This window comes from Paenibacillus sophorae (genome assembly GCF_018966525.1).
In the GTDB taxonomy this organism is placed as follows: Bacteria; Bacillota; Bacilli; order Paenibacillales; family Paenibacillaceae; genus Paenibacillus_AQ; species Paenibacillus_AQ sophorae.
The window spans coordinates 5,532,005-5,549,165 of sequence record NZ_CP076607.1; the positions used below are offsets into that span (position 1 = coordinate 5,532,005).

Sequence of the window (17,161 nt, forward strand, 5' to 3'; positions counted from 1 at the left end):
ACTTGTGACTCCTTTCTTAGTAAAGACCTTCACCCTCATTTAGTTTCTTCACAATGAAGTTAACTGTGACGAGCAAGATGACATTGATGACCGAGTTAAACAACCCCACTGCTGATGAGTATGCATAGTCGCCGGCCTGTAAACCGATCTTGTAAACGTAAGTCGGAATAATCTCTGCTGTCGGCAAGTTCGTTGCCGTTTGCATTAAGTAAGCCTTTTCAAAACCAATCGACATGATGTTGCCCGCTGCAAGGATAAATACAATGGCCATAATCGGACGAATGGTTGGAAGATCAATATGACGGATTCTTTGAAGAAGATTAGCGCCATCCAGATTTGCCGCATTGTGCAGCTCGGGATCAACGTTGGCAAGAGCGGCCACATAGATAATAGATGCCCATCCCGCCCCTGTCCAAATATCCGAAAGAATATAGATCCACCGGAAGTACTCCGGACGAGACATGAACATAATCGGTTCATCGGTAAACAAGTTAAACAGCTGGTTGATTGGTCCTGTTGGGGACAAGAAGATGAACAGCATCCCAACCACGACGACGACGGAAATAAAGTTAGGGGCGTACAACAATAATTGGATGTTCTTTTTGACTCCAGCCCTGCGCACCTGATTCAACATCAAGGCCAGCAGGATGGGAACGGGGAAGCCCAAAATCAAACCAAAAAGACTTAATTTAAGCGTATTCATAAATATAACTGTAAAATTAGGGGAAGATAGGAATTTCTCAAAGTTATAAAAGCCTACCCATTCACTTCCCATAATTCCTTTGATCGGGCTGAAATCTTTAAAGGCAATAATTGCACCATACATAGGACCGTATTTAAAAATAAGGGTCAGGATCACAGCTGGTGCGAGCATTAAATAAAGAAAATAATGCTTCTTCAAATATTCAAACGTGGAGCTCTTTTGTCTTATCACCGTTTTTTTTCTGTAATCCACTTCTACTGAGTTCTGCATTGCCTTTACCTCCATTCTTGTACATTTTTATATTTCGATGCAGCAAGAGAACAAATTAAAGGGCTTACATTTACACTTATTTCCTTTCGCATTTACAATTTATCAAAGACTTCACCGTGCGTCAATACATTTTGTAAAAAATAAATTGTTCATTTGACAATTAAGATGTTTATAAAAAAGCATGAATAATTTTGTTAAATCACAAAAAAATCTACTAATTATATAGAATAATCTATTTATCTACCTTAAAACATCTAAAATTATCAGAAATAAATATAGAATTATTGCGCAATAAAAGTAAGATAAATGTAAACTAAATTGTGCATTTGTAAAATCATTATGCAAAGTCCTAAAAATCAAGGATTCCTTGATTATCAGGACTGGCTTTATCAGTGTGCCAAACGATATTGCAAATCGGTGCCAATCTAAATTACAATTCACAGGCGGGTGTGATTTATATGACCTTAAAGAAGAGTTCGATCCGAGAAAAGGAGTTTGAGAATGAGAAAGAAGATTTTTATAGCTGCGGCTTTGATTGCTGTCGTATTGGGAGCATACATCATCGCTGGCGGGGACAAAACACAGGAGACTGTAAAACAGACAGCCCCTGACATCAAACAATTGGTAAATAACTACAGTTCAGGGAAGCTTAACGCTAAATCTGCATCGATTACATCGGATGAACTTACCGTGACTGCAGACAACAATGACAAAACGACCTACAGCCTGCCCAAGAACGAATTTTTCGTTTCTATTGCTCCATATGTGAATAAGACGCATCCTTGTGCCACTCACAGCTTGACGGGCTGCCAGGGAGAAATGGCGAATGAGAAATTCAACGTAACCATAACGGATCGGGACGGCAAGGTCGTAATTAAAGATGAACTCCAATCTTTCGACAATGGCTTTATCGATTTTTGGCTCCCGCGCGACCAAACCTTCCACGTAACAATTGAGCATGGCGGCAAAAGCAGCGAATCAGAAATCTCTACTTTTGAAGACGATAATACCTGTATTTCCACCATGCAATTGACTTAATGATTACAAAATACGTTCCAAACTAGTGTAAATCTAAACTACAACTCACACGGGTGTGAGTATATTCACGCTAGATCCCCCGCTGCCGCATCGCCTCAAACAATAAAATCGTCGCCGCCATCGCCGCGTTCAGCGATTCGGCCCGGCCCTTCATCGGGATGATGATGCTCTTGTCCACCATCCGCGCCGTTTCCGGCGAGATGCCCCGGCCCTCGCTGCCGATCAGCAGCCACTGGCTGCCGCTGCGGAAATCGTGGCTGTAGCAGGAGTCCACGCCTTGCAGCGAGGTGCTGATGAGCATTACGCCGCGCTGCCGGGCCTCCGGCAGAATCTCCGCCAGATCGCCTTCCACAACGGGCAGATGGAACATTGAGCCCATGGTGGAACGGATGGTCTTCGGATTGTACAGATCGGCGCAGCCGTTGCCCAGAATGACTCCGTCCGCTCCCGCCGCGTCCGCGCTGCGGATAATGGTGCCGACATTGCCAGGGTCCTGCACGCCGTCCAGCACAATAACGAGGCTGTCCGGCTTGTCCAGCGCCGCTGCAGCCCCATCCCGCTCTTTGCGGATGACTGCGAACACGGGCTGCGGCGTACTGGTGCTGCTGCATTTGGCAATCACCGCTGCAGAGACCGCGACGGTCTCCATGCCTGGAACAGACTGAAGCAGACCACCAAGCTCCGCAGGCATTCCTTTATCGATATCGTAAGCCAGGATTTCGACATCCGCTTCCGCCAGCAGCGCTTCCTGGACAAGATGAACGCCCTCGACGATGTATTTTCCGCTCCTGTCGCGGTGTTTTTTCTCAAGTAATCCGGCCCACTCTTTAACCCGCGCATTTTGCGGAGACATAATTTCCATTGAATTCAACCTTTCAACTCCATTGATTCTTATTGATAGGCCATTTCCAGCCGAGTTAGATTATCCTTGTGTCCTACAATGACCAGCACATCGCCGCTCATCAGCCTATCGTCCGCATTCGGGGTAATATTCATTTCATCCCCCCGGCGGATCGCCATTACGTTGCAGCCATATTTGGCGCGGATATCGAGTTCTTTGAGGTTCTTGCCGAGCATCGCTCCGGGCACCTTCATATCCAGAATACTGTAATCCGGCGACAGCTCGATATAGTCGAGAATATTCGGCGAGGCCAGATGATGTGCCACCCGCATCCCCATATCCCTTTCCGGATAAATAACCTTGTCGGCTCCGATCTTGCTCAGCACTTTACCGTGCAGTTCGCTCTTGGCCTTGACGAGAATGGCTGGCACGCCGAGATCCTTCAGAATGAGCGTGGTCAAAATACTGGATTGAATATCCTCGCCGATCGCTACCACGACAACGTCAAAATTGCGGACGCCCAGCGCGCGCAGCGCTTCCTCATCCGTCGAATCCGCCGATACGGCATGCGTTACGATTGCGGAGATTTCCTGTACACGCTGCTCGTCCGAATCAATAGCCAGCACATCGTAGCCCATACCGCTGAGCGCCTTGGCGACGCTGGAACCGAACCGGCCCATTCCGATAATAGCGAATTGCTTTTTGGCCATCTGCTCTCCCCCCGTATGCAGTCGATTGTCTCAAAACAGTATAGCACAAGGCGAAATAAACTTGAATTTTAGGCCCCGGGGCAGGGCATATTATGTTCAGCATAGTACACACTTTTGAAAAAGGAGCCCTCCACATGTCCATTACGCTCGACTTGCGCCAGGCCGTCATCCATAAAGTCCAGGGTCATTCCAAAACCGAACTGCGGGAAATGATTGACGGTTCGGTGGACGGTCCAGAAACCGCGCTGCCGGGACTCGGCGCCGTCTTTGAAATGATCTGGAAAGACCTTAATCCCGCTAAAAAAGACAATGTCGTCACGATGCTGCACGAACATCTAAAGTCCGTCACTCCCGGTTCGCTTACCAGCGGCAGTTGAAGCATTGGAAAAAGCCTCCGTACCCTTGCGCAAAACGCGCAAGAGACGGAGGCTTTTGTCCTCTTTAATTCCGGCATAGCCTGCCCATCATCTTAAACTTAAGGCGCCGTTTCCAGAAACTTCGCCGTCGGATTTTTCTCGATTGCCGTTCGCATCGCGTACTCGTTCTCGAACAGCACGACAAAATTCCCTTTTTTATCCGTAACGAGCGCCGAATTGATCCGGAACTTGCTTGGGTCCGGCTTGTTCTCGTCCACAATCCAGCGCGCGAACTGATACGGCATCCGCTGAAGCTGCACATCCACGCCGTACTCACCCTTCATCCGGTACTCGAACACTTCAAATTGCAGCTGTCCGACCACACCCAGCAGAATATCGTCGAAGCTGACCGTACGGAACACCTGAATCATGCCTTCCTCCGTCAGTTGATCGATTCCCTTCTGGAACTGCTTCGACTTCAGCGCATTTTTAATGCTGACCTTGGCGAAAATCTCGGGGGAGAAAGTCGGTAGTTCATCAAACACCACATCCCCCGCTTGGCTAAGCGAATCGCCGATGCGGAATATGCCGGGGTCGAACAGACCAATAATATCTCCCGGATACGCCTCTTCGACGATATCGCGGTCCTGAGCAAGAAACTGCTGCGGCTGCGACAGCTTGATATCCTTGCCGGCGCGCACATGCTTCACGCTCATACCGCGCTCGAATTTGCCGGAAACGATGCGCAGGAAAGCAATCCGGTCGCGATGGGCCGGGTTCATATTCGCCTGGATTTTGAATACATAGCCGGTAAACTTCCCGTTTGTCGGTTCCACGATACCAGCTGTACTGCGGCGCGGTTCCGGCTTAGGAGCGAGCTGCAGGAAATTTTCCAGGAACGTCTGCACGCCGAAGTTGTTGATCGCACTGCCAAAGAAGACCGGCGTCAATTCGCCGCGCAACACCTTCTCATAATCGAAGGGATCTCCCGCAACATCAAGCAGCTCAAGATCCTGGCACAGCTGGTCGTGCAGATAGTCGCCCGCCATCTCGCGGATTACGGGATCGCGGTAGTCTTCCACCTTCTGCACCTTAATGACCGAATGATCGTCTCCTTGGAACAGCTCCACCTGATTCTTCATGCGGTCATAGACGCCGCTCAGCTCACGTCCCGTACCGATCGGCCAGTTCATCGGCACCGAACGGATGCCCAGCACCTGCTCCAGCTCCTCCATCAACTCAAAGGGATTGCGGCCCTCACGGTCGAGCTTGTTGATGAACGTAAAGATCGGAATGCCCCGCTTCGCGCACACCTGGAACAGCTTGATCGTCTGCGCTTCGACGCCTTTGGCGACGTCGATCAGCATGACCGCGCTGTCGGCGGCAGTCAATGTGCGGTAGGTATCCTCACTGAAATCCTGGTGACCCGGCGTATCCAGAATGTTGATCCGATGGCCGTTATAATCGAACTGCATAACCGAGGAAGTAACGGAGATTCCGCGCTGCTTCTCGATTTCCATCCAGTCGCTTGTCGCATGCTTGCTTGCTTTGCGGGCCTTGACCGTTCCCGCCAGCCGGATCGCGCCGCCGAACAGCAGCAGCTTCTCCGTGAGTGTCGTTTTACCTGCGTCAGGGTGGGAAATAATCGCGAATGTTCTGCGTTTATCCACTTCCTGCTGCAAATTCTGATCCATCGTTTGACTCATTGCACATATCCCTTCATATCTGAATTGTTCACGTTCCGTATTAACGTCTTAAGAGAAAAACCTGTATCAAATCGGCTGAATGGCCATTATTCTTTGCTCCTATCGCTAAGTTAGCCGTCCTTTCCCGCAGCCTGTCAGCCTTCATCTCTCACAGCCGAAGGACATATTAAAGCGGGCATCCTTTAAAGTATATCAAAATTTGGGCGGCATTATCTACCTAAATACAAGCTCCGAGAAAAAAATCTCCCCGCTCTAGGGCTCTAGGGCAGGGAGATTTCTATATATCTATCCGGCTAACCATTTTAATTGTTCACTGACCATACAACATTGTCTTCTTTCTGCCCGTTGACCGGCCACCAGTGGAAGCCGTCCTGTTCAAGCAGCTCAGCCGCTTCAACCGGCCCCCAAGAACCTGCCGGATAAGAAGCCAGATCGCTGCCATCCTCTCTCCAGGCTTTGGCGATATGGTCGACGAACGACCAGGCCGAGGATACCTCGTCCCAGCGGGTGAAGTATGTGGAATCCCCCTGCGCGGCATCATGCAGCAGGCGCTCGTAGGCTTCCGGCGAGTTGATGCCGATCAGACAACTTTGACAGAAATCCATTGCCAGCGGCTGAATTTCCGATTCCGAGCCCGGCTTCTTGGCATTGATCTTCACATAAATGCCTTCCATCGGGTTAACGCGGATGACGAGCAGGTTCGGCTCGAGGTTATGCTTCTGACCTAAGTAGACATTGGTAGGCGTCCGTTTGAACTCCACGACCACCTCGGTCGTCTTTGCCGGCAGGCGTTTGCCTGTGCGGATGTAGAACGGTACGCCCGCCCAGCGGAAATTATCCACGAATACCCGGGCCGCAAAATACGTTTCCGTGGTGGATTCCGGATTCACCTTGTCTTCCTGACGGTAAGCCGGCGCAGACTTGCCATTGAACAGACCCTGCGTATATTGCCCGCGCACCACGTTCTGGCGCACTTCTTCCCCGGTTGCATACGGACGGAGCGAACGCAGCACCTTGACCTTCTCGTCGCGGATATCTTCCGCCAGCAGACGGCTTGGCGGCTCCATCGCAATCATGGTCAGCAGCTGAAGCATATGGTTCTGAGCCATATCCCGCAGCGCTCCGGCATGGTCATAATAGCCGCCGCGCTCTTCGACGCCGACGGTTTCAGCAAGCGTAATTTGGATGTTGGCAATATGCTGCTTGTTCCAGAGCGGCTCGAAAAAGGCGTTGGCAAAACGGATCACTTCGATGTTCTGCACCATTTCCTTGCCAAGATAATGGTCGATCCGGTAAATTTCCTCTTCCTTGAAGACCTGGCGGATCTGCTCGTTCAGCTTCTCGGCCGATTCCAGATCGTAACCGAAAGGCTTCTCAATCACCAGGCGGTTCCAGCCCTGTCCGTCCAGCATGCCGCCGGCTTTCAGGTTAAAGGAGACGCCGCCGAACAGCTCGGGAGCGAGCGCCAGGTAGAACAGCCGGTTGCCCGGAATGCGGAACCGCTCTTCCAGCGCTTCCGTCTGCGCCTTCAGCTCGCGGAACCCGTCAACATTGTTGATATCGAGCGACTTATACTCAAAATGATTGACAAATCTAGTCCATTCGTTATCGTCTATCGCCTGGTAACGGCTAAACTCTTGTATCGATGCCTTCACATCTTCTTTGAATTCTTCGGGAGTCCGTGGACGACGCGCCACGCCGATTACCGCAAAATCCTCAGCCAGCTTTCCCTCGCGGTACAAGCTGTAGATGGCCGGAAAAAGCTTACGCCGGGCCAAGTCGCCGGTTGCACCAAAAATAAAAAAAACAGCACCTGGTGTATTCAATTCGTCAAAGGTTTGATTTTCAGCCATGGCTCCTCATCTTTCTCTATAATATAGTTTATTAAAATCCATTTTCACGTCTATTTTTAGTAAAAAGGTTATAGTGACGTGATGCCATTTTATCATATTCCGAAAAAGGATGCTATTACATTCCTGACAGTTTCTCTCGGATTTCAGCAAAATTCGATTACTGTTTCTTATCGTTCTCTATAATTGAGCTTATATAAGCTGAAAAAGTCAATATTCAATCGTAATCAGCGGGAAACCGATAGTTACCCGGCTGCTGCCTTTGGCAACGTCTTGGTGAATCGCTGCCTGTACGGCCAGGCGATGCGTTCCGCTCTGCACGGTATGCAGCATGGATGGCACGGTGTAGGAGGTGCTGGCGGTTGTCTCGTCTTCGTAAGTTTCAGCTGCGCTCATGCCTTGCAGTTTGCCTGCAAGCATACGCTCCGTCAGCTTCAGCGCCTGACTGGCGTCCTCGTGCTCCTTGGCAGTGCCCTGCAGGGAGACATTCCAGTCCGCGGCGATCCTCGCGGATGTCATCATCATGCCGGCCTTCTGGGCAGCCCCGGCTAGTCCCGCTGTTCGGGACAGATCGGCCGTTTCCAGCGTAACGATTACATAACTCTCGCCTTCCCCCATTTCACTCCAGAATAATGAGGTCTTCATTTCTCCGGTATTCGAGGAGGAACGGTAAGCGGCATGGCCTTCTTCTTCCGACTTGACGACGGTTTGAAGTCCGAGCGACTTCGAGAGGGAGTTTGCGGCGGAGAATGCTTTGCCCTCTTCCCCTGTGTAGCTTCCCTGCCATTTAAAGACAAGACGCAGCGGAGAGTCTGGTTCTGTCACACTGCGGCCGAGATCCGTTAGCAGCGAGACCGTCCCGGACGGTGTACCGGCCAGTTCTGCGCGGACCTCGGATTTCCGGCCAACCCCGTCTGGCGGCAGGGCTTTGGAATAGCCCCTAGCGGCGGGACTGGCTTCCACTCCGTTTCGAAAGCACGCCAGCAGCAGTGCCGCACAGCACAGACCAATAAGCAGCAGCGTTCCCTTGTTTGAGCTCTTTCCCCGGTTTTCCATCGTCTCTCTCCCTCTCGGTTCCGATCTAGCAATCTACTAGACAGGATAACCGTTTTGAGAGATTTTATACCGAAGCAAAAAGCCAGCTCGTTCTGCCGGCTGCCGCCTGTTCCGGAGGCGCTACTCGGCCAGGCCGTTCTTGTAAGCGTAGATGGCCGCCTGCGTGCGGTCTTCCACGCCCAGTTTGGCAAGAATGTTCGTGACGTGGAACTTCACCGTCTTGATGCCGATAATAAGCTGGTCGGCAATATCCTGGTTTGATTTCCCCTGCGCCAGAAGCTTCAGCACTTCCATCTCCCGGTCGGTCAGCTCCGAATGAGCCGGAGCTTCAATCCGGGCGTCGCTGCGGAACCGGTTCATCATTTTGGATGCGACCTCCGAGACCAGAACGGACTGTCCCCGGGCCGCCGCCCGGATCGCATCCGCCACTTCACTGGCGCGCGAGGTTTTGAGCAGGTAGCTGAAAGCGCCGGCCTCGATGACCGGGTACATTTTTTCATCATCCAAATAGCTTGTCAGCACAATCACCTTACACTCGGGGTACAGCCTCATTACCTGCCTCGTTGTCTCAATGCCATCCATTCCTTCCATCACCAGGTCCATGAGCACAACATCCGGCTTGTACTCCTGCGCCAAGCGAATGCCTTCCTCACCGTTTCCGGCCTCGCCGACCACTTCGATTCCTTCCTCAGTCCCCAGCACCGCAGCCAGTCCGATTCTGACCATTTCATGGTCGTCCACCAGCAGCACTTTAATCGGTTCGCCATTCTCCATGGCCAATCCCTCCCAAATGTTTGTGAGCACAGATATCTTCCGGATTGCTTCAAGCAGAATTCTCTCCGAACGGACGGCCCGGCAAATCTCCAATTGGAGTACTTTAGTAGCTACGCTGTAGCCAGAGTTCTCCCCTCTAATTCCCCTAAACTGGGCGCGGCCCGTAACCTGATAAATAAACCGCCTTATACATCACGGACCGGCTAATCCTGTTCCTTTGTTCGGAAAGGCTCCATTAGCTGAAAATTAGACGAAAGAATTCCTGCTGTGTTGGCATTCTCCAATAACACTTACCCGAGCCAAGCCTGAAGGACCATGCTTGATCTAGATCCCCTTGTCCTCGCTGAGCAGCGGCACCGTAATCTCGATACGCGTACCTTTGCCTGGCGCCGTGATGAACTGGATGAACCCTCCCGTTTCCGTAATACGCTCCTGCATATTGGAAAGGCCGTACGATGTCTGCTTGTAATCATCCATTTCAAATCCGATGCCGTCATCGCGAATGGTCATCCGGACCGTGTCGCCGCGGCGATGGATGCGAATCTCCAATTTCTCCGCTTTGGCATGCCTCAGCGTGTTGGAAATGGCCTCCTGAACAATGCGGAACAGGTGGTTCTCGACGCCCTTTACCAGTTGTATGCCGGAATCCATCTCGAACAGGATGTCTATAGGCACCTTCACCTTCAGCTCCTTGATCAGCTCCCGAATGCCCTGTTCCAGACCTTTTCCATCCAGATAAACCGGGCGCAAATGCAGCAGCAGCGCTCTCATCTCCGACTGGGCCACGGCAGCCATCTCCTCGATCAGGGCGATTTGGCGCTGGGCTTTGTCGAAGTCCTTTTCAAGCGTCCGGCCAACGGCTGTTGCCGTCATCGAAATGGCGAACAGCTGCTGGGAGACCGCATCATGCAGTTCCCGGGCCAGACGCTGCCGCTCCTCCACAATTGCCGTCAGCCTCGCCTGTTCGGCAAGCTGGGCGTTATTCGTCGACAGCCGCTGGAGCGTCGTCACCTGATTCTCCCACTTGCCGCCGATCACGTTGAGCTGTTCCGCGAGCCTGCCCAGTTCGTCCTCGCCGAGTGGCGGCATGGACAGCGTCAGGTTGCCTTTTTCCCACAGCAGCAGCGTTTCCCGCATTCGTTCAAGTCTGCGTTTGACGCGGAAGCTCTGGAAGAATCCGAAGCCTACGCCAAGACCGATCGGCAGAAGCACGACCGAAGCCGTCTGCAGCCCATAGCTCCAACTTTCAAAAGGGCGCATAAATCCATATGTATACATCATGTACAGGATAACCAGCAGAAGGACAAAGGAGAACAAGGCTCCCTCGCCCATACTGCGCGATATGATGTTGGCATTCTTTTTATGATCCATCCGGAGCCCTCCCCTCCTTATCCACTAAGGCAATCTTACATCCAAATCTCCCATCAAATAGGAAACGCTGACCTTCACCCGATGTTCACTGCTCTCGTAGCCCGGCGATTTCCAGTTTAACCGGTTCAGCATGCCCGTATCGCGCTGACTGCCGAATTCAATGGAGCCGAACAGCACGAAGGCTTCAATCTCCACACCGTAGCCGTCGGCCAGATGCAGGTCCATATCTCCAAAAATCCCCTGAAACAGCATAATCGTTTCCTTATCCTCAGCCATCGCCAGCGACAGGTCCAGATCCGTTTCGCCCAGCACATGCCAGGCGCTGAGACTATGCATCACCCAGGGCGACCGGTCCCAGTTAAAGCTTGAAGAGAAATTCTGTTTCTGAAGATAGTTTCTCCCCCGCTGCAGCCCTTTGGATTTGACAAAAAACATGCCAAGCGAGATCAGGCAGATTCCCAGCACCAGCACCAGATGATCCAGCAGCAGCAGCACCGCGCCAATTCCCAGCAGCGTATAGCCCTGTTTGATCTTACCCGAAGTTGTCAGATAGATGCCCAGCAGTAGAAATAAAAGGGCGACAATGGAAAAAAAACCGATCCATCTGCCAAAAATCATCAAGCATCCGACACCAATCAGTCCTATGGCAATCAAACGGTTTCGCTTCTCCATCCTCGCACCTCCTGATGTATTGTAGTCCGGACAACCCCGAGCAACCCGGGACCAAACGGCCGGAAAAGCCATGACGGCATGGTGGATCCATCCGTATGGCTTTACCCTCGCTTCAGCATATCACATCAACTTGTATTTATGGAACAGTCATTATCCTATGACTGTATATTCGCCCTATTCTTCCTTGCTCACGGAAGGCTCAGCTGAGCCGTTCAGCTTGCTCTTCAGCGCGTTCAGCTGTTCCTCCACCTTAAGCTGCTTCTCGGCGTCGACAGGACTGTACGCGGCTGCGGCCGTCGGCCGGTAAGGAGTGCGCAGCACATCGGCTTCGGCTTCAAGCTGCATGATCTTCTCTTCCATACGGTGGAATCCAAGCGAAGCGCTGCCACTTTCAATGCTGTGAACGCTGCTGATTTGCGACATTTGCTTCTTCGCTTTAGCCATTTGAGCCCGGGATACGAGCTCATTGCGCTTGTTGCGCAGCTTGTAGAACTCATCCTTCATATCATGCAGCTGCTGAACCAATTCCTTGGCATGGGCATCCGCTTGGGAATGCAGTTCGCTGTATTCGCCATATTTTTGGTCGAAGTAAATTTTCTCCTCAAGCAGCTTGCGCGCCACTTCTTCCTGGCCATTCTTCAAGGCAAGCTCGGCTTGCGCGCCGCGCTGTCCGGACAATTTCTCCGCTTCCTCCACACGCTGCTTCATCCGGCGTTCATTGGCCATTTGCTTGGCAACCGTAACCTCCGCCTCGTGAATCTCTCCTTCCATGTCGCGCAGATACTGGTTCAGCATGACAATTGGGTCTTCCACCTTATCCAGCAGATCGTTAACAGATGCTTTGGTCATATCTTTAATTCTTTTAAAAACTCCCATGTTTTACACTTCTCCCTTCTTGTCTTCGTATTTGGCAAGCTTGCGTCTAAGCTCTTCGATTTCTTTTTGCATCGCTTTCTTCTCGATATCCTTCATCATATCGTCCAGACCGGAGTCTTGCGCGGAATACCCTGCTGTCTTGCTGTATCGCGGATCATAATGGTCGCTGCGGCCATAAGGCCGCGATCCGGATGAACCGAATGGACCGGAGTGGCCGAATGGGCCTCGCGGACCGCATCCCCGGCGTCCATATCCGTCTTCGCCTTTATAATGCGGACCATAACCGCCGTCCGCCATTTCAGGACCGAAGCCGTACGGCGGATAAGGCCCCGGCTCCTTCGGAAAGATCAGTGCTGCGATGAAATACACCGGAATAACGGCGCCGCCCGTAAAGGGAATGCTGATCAACAGCAGTATCCGCAGCAGCGTGGAGTCGATGCCGATCACCTCCGCCAATCCGCCGGTGAGTCCTGTCAGCACTTTGTCGCGGGTAGATCGATATAACCTCGTCATAACGCTACTCCTTTCCATCTTTGTTCAGCTTCTCCTTCAGCTTGGCCAGTTCCCGCTCCAGAACGGTGGCGACCGTCTCGCCCGCCTGAACCGCGTATTCCTGGCCCATCCGCCGCAGGTCGCGAAGACTTTTGGCTTCAAGCTCCCAGTCGGTCAGCCGGTCTTCCAGGCGTCCGAACATTTTCGGAATATCCCCGCCGCCGTAGGTGCCTGCCCGCTGGTTCATCCGCTGCTGCAGCCGGAGCGTCTCCATCCGGGCCGCATAATACTGGCGTTTGCTGTAGACCGATTGATACTCCATCCTCAGTTCGCCGAGCTGCTGCTCCAGTTCGAATAGAGACTGCCGGCTTTGCTCCAGAAGACCACCGTACTGCTCCAGCTTTTCCTCGTAAATGATTTTCTCCTGCAGAGCCAGCTTTGCCAGATTATCCTCGCCCGCTTTCAGCGCCAGCAGCGCCTGCTCCTCCCGTTTGTTCCTCATGGAAGTCGCCTGGTCGACCTGATGCTGAAGCTGCTTCGTATGATTCGCGTACTGTTGGTACAATCTTTCGGCTTCACTGATTTCCTCACGGGTCGTGTACAGAAATTGATCGATTAGCTTCACGGGGTCTTGACTTTGTTCAAGCTTTTCATTTAAATTGGCTACGGTAATGTCCCGCATGCGACGAAAGACGCTCATAATGTGCCGCTCCCTCCTTGCCGTTAATTTTAGTTCTGCTTAAGCTTTAATAATAGTTGCCTCTCTTGCCTTTAAGTACGGTTACTCCCCATACGACCAGTGCCAAGCCGAGCAGCGGTCCGATCAGCCACGACAGTTTGGCGATCAGGGACATGACCCCGATAAACATTACGATCCAGCCGATCACCTTGCGTCCGCTCTTAATTCCGTAGTAACCGAGAACAACCAGCAGTACCGGGAACAGCAGCCTGAAAATCCCATGTATCAGCGGAAGCGCCATACCCAGCAGCATAATAGCGCCGATGACAATCAGTACAATCGCAAGACCGTTTCCTCTGTTTCTTTGCATTTTTTTCACCGCCTTTCGTTGTCCTTCACCTTATGCTCTTATTGTAGGCTGAATCGAGTCCGCCCAAAACGGACCGGGGACGGTTTTTGAAACTGGACCTTAGGCGGGGCATATGTAAGACTGCCGTCCGAAAGAAAGGTGAATAACACAAACAGGCTTGTAAAACGGCTGATCCAGCCGTTTTACAAGCCTGTTCCATTACTCTAATAATCTATACGCAGTCGCAGACGTTCTCTTCGATCAGGCGCCGGTTGCTTCTTTAGCTTCCAATTTCTTGATAGCCGTTTCTTCGTCTTCTACCACACCGAAATCGATCAGCAGTTGTTCCAGTTCGTCCATTTCGATTGGAGTCGGAATATTCAGCATTTCGTTGTGCAGGATTTTGTCAGCCAGTTGTTTGTATTCGTTGGCTTGGTTATGCTCAGGGTTGTATTGAGTAACCGTCATTCTTCTCAGCTCGGCATGTTGTACGACATTGTCGCGAGGCACGAAGTGGATCATTTGCGTGTTCAGACGACGCGCAAGTTCCATGATCAGCTCGTCTTCACGGTCGGTGTTACGGCTGTTACAGATCAGGCCGCCCAGACGAACACTGCCGCTTTGTGCATACTTCAGGATACCGCGTGCGATGTTGTTGGCTGCGTACATAGCCATCATTTCACCGGAACATACGATGTAAATCTCTTGTGCTTTGTTCTCACGGATCGGCATTGCGAAACCGCCGCATACAACGTCACCGAGTACGTCGTAGGAGATGAAGTCCATACCTTCGTATGCGCCTTGCTCTTCCAGAAAGTTGATGGAAGTGATGATACCGCGGCCTGCGCAGCCTACGCCTGGTTCCGGACCGCCGGACTCAACGCAGAGGATGTCGCCAAAGCCGGTTGCTACTACGTCTTCGAGTTCGAGGTCTTCTACCGAACCCATTTCAGCAGCCAGGTGAAGTACCGTTTGTTGAGCTTTCGTGTTCAAGATCAGACGTGTGGAGTCGGCTTTAGGGTCACAACCTACGATCATGATTTTTTGGCCGAAAGTCGTTGCCAGCTGAGCCAAAGTGTTCTGGGAAGTCGTGGATTTACCGATACCGCCTTTACCATAGAATGCGATTTGTCTTGCTTTAGCCATATTTCTCATCCTCCAATATATAGATTATTCAGATTAATAGAAATGCAATTAAATGCACAATTCTGACGGACATCATCTTGATAAACCCAAACTGGCGTAGAACTCGGCGCTTTCCAGCAGCAGTTCTTCAATGTCGCCTTTGCCGGAAATCGCTGCTATTCCTCTCTGCAAAAGCTTACTGCGCGGGGAATCGCCAATTCCGGAACAAAGAATCGCCTGACAGTCCGCGAACAAAGCGGCCGTATCGTCAAAAATCTTCTTCTTGTCGACCGGTTCGCCGCTCTCTGTCCTCCCATTGCAATAGGCCTGAACGTGACGCACTTCCAAAAAAGTCGTCGTCCGACCCGAAACATCGTAGACCCAAAATTCACTCGCATGTCCAAAGTGGACATTAACCTTGCCGCCGCCCCGTGTCGCAACAGCTATTCTGATTACCGGGGTCTCGGGATTGAGATGATCGGCCGATTCATTTTTTCGCTCGGCGTCCGCATTGGTTACCTCCGTCTGATTCCGGCTTGCTTCATCGTCACCGATTAATTCCACCCGACCGCCTCTCCTTCAAATGAGATTTGCGAATAATTCAGATGCGAGTGTAACAAATGTTACATTTCTTGACTTGGCATGTAGATGTTGTTGTTCTTAAGAGATATATTATCCTTTCAATTCAAATCCCGTCAATGAATGTTAAGCGCATACATTCATCGTTGACAAATCGTTCAAGATTGGCGTTAGGTTACATAACATAACCCTGCGATTTTCCACTTTTTCCACCTGAAGGTACCGCTTTCATTAATTCTTTCCAACCATTGATATATTTGCGAAGTGATTGCCATGCCTCAATGCCGTTCCTAACGAGCATTATTTGTTCACAAACCTGCCTTATCCACTCCTTCTAGTTGCGACATAAACGCCGAAATCCGGCTCTTCTGCTGCAGAACAAAATCGATCCGAAATCAGTCTCACCCTGTGCATTAGCATTAAATTCAGACCATCTTAAGCTTTTGATGTTCAACGTCATGAATGCTTTCATGAACGATGCGCCTTGCCCTCCTATAGGATTGCATTACAAATTCATTTTGGTTCCTATTTTTGAAACTTGAGAGACATTGAAGTTGCAGAGCCGACGGAGGAGAAACAACGGACAGCTGCAAAAGTCGTCTGCAATCCCCCCTTATTTTGCGTGAGCCGCTTGATGTAACGGAAGATATGCTGTACCATGCCATCCGCTCTGCCGAAATACTGGGGAGTCATTACACAAAATCTCTGCTAGAAGTGAACCCGCAATGAACCTTCAAGCATTGGAACAACTGGAAAATGAACTGGAACTGATGATTATTAACTACGCAAAAGAACAAGGAACCGTGGTCGCCGTCCATATTGAACGAAACCAGGTTCCTCTGTTCACCCATCTTATGGATGGCACCTTGTAGAAAATGTCCATTGGCTGTGTAGAAAAATGGGTCGCTCTGTGTCGATGATAACGAACCCACAGCACCTCTAATCATTCATTAGTTGACGAATAAGTTTGGAAACTGTTTTACTATCCCAGCCGTAAAGGCATCGCCATTTCCAGTGCCTGCTTCTCAATCTGATCGTATATCTCGATATCCGATTTATAATTTCCGGATAGCCGGAAGACAGCTTCATCTTTGAGCAGCCGCAAATGCTCATGCAGCATCTTCATCAAGACTCGCTTTGGCCAGTTTGGATTGATACTGCTTAGGAAAGCGGCGATTTCATCCGCATTGGCGTACCATTTTTTCTCCGCTTCCGAGGCTGCTTTGTTGTTTCCGGCCTTCACCGCTTTAACCAGCTCTGCTGCCAATACAAAATGATCTCTCATTAAAGCGCTGAACCGTGAGGCGATCTCGTCGCCATAGTAACGTCTTAACACAGCAGCCATGTCCGGAGCATTTCGGAGAAGACGTTCTGTCACCAGCGCCTCATCCGGCAGGCCCTCCGCGATGCTTATGATAACCATCCTCGTCCAAGCAACATGCTGCTCCCAGAGCATCCGTCAGATTTGGTTTAATTCAGCTTCAGCCTTACTAATGCACGCAGAGCTTTGTATTGGGTCAGACTTACTTCTTAAGTATGGGATTAATGGTTGCGCATAAGGAATACCACTCATCTGCCCATAATGAAAACTGTAAGGGTAAATCCCTGGATAGACACCCTCCACTGAATAAAACGAAGATTGATACCGCGGATCTGATGCCCACGGCGCTGAGTAGAACATGCATGTTTCCTCCCCAACATAGTTATTTGCCTA

Annotated in this window: 19 protein-coding genes; 3 read left to right on the top strand and 16 right to left on the bottom strand. The window is 50.9% G+C overall.

Annotated elements, in window-relative coordinates:
- Positions 1 to 16 precede the first annotated feature (16 nt).
- Positions 17 to 874 carry an ABC transporter permease gene (locus KP014_RS26755; RefSeq protein WP_425517290.1) on the bottom strand — a complete coding sequence of 286 codons (858 nt, stop codon included), beginning with the start codon at positions 872 to 874 and terminating at the stop codon, positions 17 to 19.
- 600 nt (positions 875 to 1,474) lie between these two features.
- Between KP014_RS26755 and KP014_RS26760 the strand changes: the two genes are divergently transcribed.
- The gene (locus KP014_RS26760; protein ID WP_036590532.1) at positions 1,475 to 2,011 is read left to right on the top strand and encodes a CueP family metal-binding protein; all 537 of its coding nucleotides are present in this window, start codon (positions 1,475 to 1,477) and stop codon (positions 2,009 to 2,011) included.
- Between the two features lie 70 nt (positions 2,012 to 2,081).
- Here KP014_RS26760 and KP014_RS26765 read toward each other — a convergent pair whose 3' ends face one another.
- Both KP014_RS26765 and KP014_RS26770 read right to left on the bottom strand, forming a co-directional pair.
- The gene (locus KP014_RS26765; protein WP_090834744.1) at positions 2,082 to 2,873 is read right to left on the bottom strand and encodes a TrmH family RNA methyltransferase; all 792 of its coding nucleotides are present in this window, start codon (positions 2,871 to 2,873) and stop codon (positions 2,082 to 2,084) included.
- A gap of 29 nt (positions 2,874 to 2,902) precedes the next feature.
- Entirely contained in the window at positions 2,903 to 3,583 is a 681-nt protein-coding gene (locus KP014_RS26770; RefSeq protein WP_281426481.1) for a potassium channel family protein, read from the bottom strand.
- Between the two features lie 113 nt (positions 3,584 to 3,696).
- Here KP014_RS26770 and KP014_RS26775 point away from each other — a divergent pair, with 113 nt between their 5' ends.
- On the top strand, positions 3,697 to 3,939 hold the full coding sequence (locus KP014_RS26775; protein ID WP_036596660.1) for a small acid-soluble spore protein SspI: 243 nt from the start codon (positions 3,697 to 3,699) through the stop codon (positions 3,937 to 3,939).
- 98 nt (positions 3,940 to 4,037) lie between these two features.
- Here KP014_RS26775 and KP014_RS26780 read toward each other — a convergent pair whose 3' ends face one another.
- The 12 genes from KP014_RS26780 to KP014_RS26835 all read right to left on the bottom strand — a co-directional run bounded on the left by KP014_RS26780 (position 4,038) and on the right by KP014_RS26835 (position 15,432).
- The gene (locus KP014_RS26780; protein ID WP_036596664.1) at positions 4,038 to 5,624 is read right to left on the bottom strand and encodes a peptide chain release factor 3; all 1,587 of its coding nucleotides are present in this window, start codon (positions 5,622 to 5,624) and stop codon (positions 4,038 to 4,040) included.
- Positions 5,625 to 5,926: 302 nt separating this feature from the next.
- Positions 5,927 to 7,477, bottom strand: a complete 1,551-nt coding sequence (zwf, locus tag KP014_RS26785) for a glucose-6-phosphate dehydrogenase (RefSeq protein WP_036596667.1) — start codon at positions 7,475 to 7,477, stop codon at positions 5,927 to 5,929.
- Between the two features lie 207 nt (positions 7,478 to 7,684).
- Positions 7,685 to 8,530 (bottom strand): YwmB family TATA-box binding protein, encoded by an 846-nt coding sequence (locus tag KP014_RS26790; RefSeq protein WP_036596669.1) that lies wholly within the window; start codon positions 8,528 to 8,530, stop codon positions 7,685 to 7,687.
- Between the two features lie 120 nt (positions 8,531 to 8,650).
- Entirely contained in the window at positions 8,651 to 9,304 is a 654-nt protein-coding gene (locus KP014_RS26795; protein ID WP_036596676.1) for a response regulator, read from the bottom strand.
- A 324-nt stretch (positions 9,305 to 9,628) separates the two neighbouring features.
- Complete coding sequence (locus tag KP014_RS26800; protein ID WP_036596678.1) at positions 9,629 to 10,675, bottom strand: sensor histidine kinase; 1,047 nt, start codon at positions 10,673 to 10,675, stop codon at positions 9,629 to 9,631.
- A 24-nt stretch (positions 10,676 to 10,699) separates the two neighbouring features.
- Positions 10,700 to 11,347: a cell wall-active antibiotics response protein LiaF gene (liaF, locus tag KP014_RS26805; RefSeq protein WP_036596680.1), complete on the bottom strand. Its 648-nt coding sequence runs from the start codon at positions 11,345 to 11,347 to the stop codon at positions 10,700 to 10,702.
- Between the two features lie 174 nt (positions 11,348 to 11,521).
- Positions 11,522 to 12,223 (bottom strand): PspA/IM30 family protein, encoded by a 702-nt coding sequence (locus tag KP014_RS26810; protein ID WP_036596683.1) that lies wholly within the window; start codon positions 12,221 to 12,223, stop codon positions 11,522 to 11,524.
- A 3-nt stretch (positions 12,224 to 12,226) separates the two neighbouring features.
- Positions 12,227 to 12,736: a PspC domain-containing protein gene (locus KP014_RS26815; RefSeq protein ID WP_036596684.1), complete on the bottom strand. Its 510-nt coding sequence runs from the start codon at positions 12,734 to 12,736 to the stop codon at positions 12,227 to 12,229.
- A gap of 4 nt (positions 12,737 to 12,740) precedes the next feature.
- Positions 12,741 to 13,415, bottom strand: coding sequence for a PspA/IM30 family protein (locus tag KP014_RS26820; protein ID WP_036596686.1), 675 nt, complete (start codon positions 13,413 to 13,415; stop codon positions 12,741 to 12,743).
- Between the two features lie 46 nt (positions 13,416 to 13,461).
- Positions 13,462 to 13,764 carry a hypothetical protein gene (locus tag KP014_RS26825; protein ID WP_036596689.1) on the bottom strand — a complete coding sequence of 101 codons (303 nt, stop codon included), beginning with the start codon at positions 13,762 to 13,764 and terminating at the stop codon, positions 13,462 to 13,464.
- Positions 13,765 to 14,004: 240 nt separating this feature from the next.
- Positions 14,005 to 14,889: a nitrogenase iron protein gene (nifH, locus tag KP014_RS26830; protein ID WP_216700426.1), complete on the bottom strand. Its 885-nt coding sequence runs from the start codon at positions 14,887 to 14,889 to the stop codon at positions 14,005 to 14,007.
- Between the two features lie 72 nt (positions 14,890 to 14,961).
- On the bottom strand, positions 14,962 to 15,432 hold the full coding sequence (locus KP014_RS26835; protein WP_036600714.1) for a NifB/NifX family molybdenum-iron cluster-binding protein: 471 nt from the start codon (positions 15,430 to 15,432) through the stop codon (positions 14,962 to 14,964).
- A 740-nt stretch (positions 15,433 to 16,172) separates the two neighbouring features.
- On the opposite strand from KP014_RS26835, the gene KP014_RS26840 reads away from it, so the two are divergent.
- Positions 16,173 to 16,319, top strand: coding sequence for a hypothetical protein (locus tag KP014_RS26840; protein WP_175491975.1), 147 nt, complete (start codon positions 16,173 to 16,175; stop codon positions 16,317 to 16,319).
- Positions 16,320 to 16,429: 110 nt separating this feature from the next.
- On the opposite strand, the gene KP014_RS26845 is transcribed toward KP014_RS26840, so the two are convergent.
- On the bottom strand, positions 16,430 to 16,870 hold the full coding sequence (locus KP014_RS26845; protein ID WP_246590596.1) for an acetylglutamate kinase: 441 nt from the start codon (positions 16,868 to 16,870) through the stop codon (positions 16,430 to 16,432).
- Positions 16,871 to 17,161: the final 291 nt, after the last annotated feature.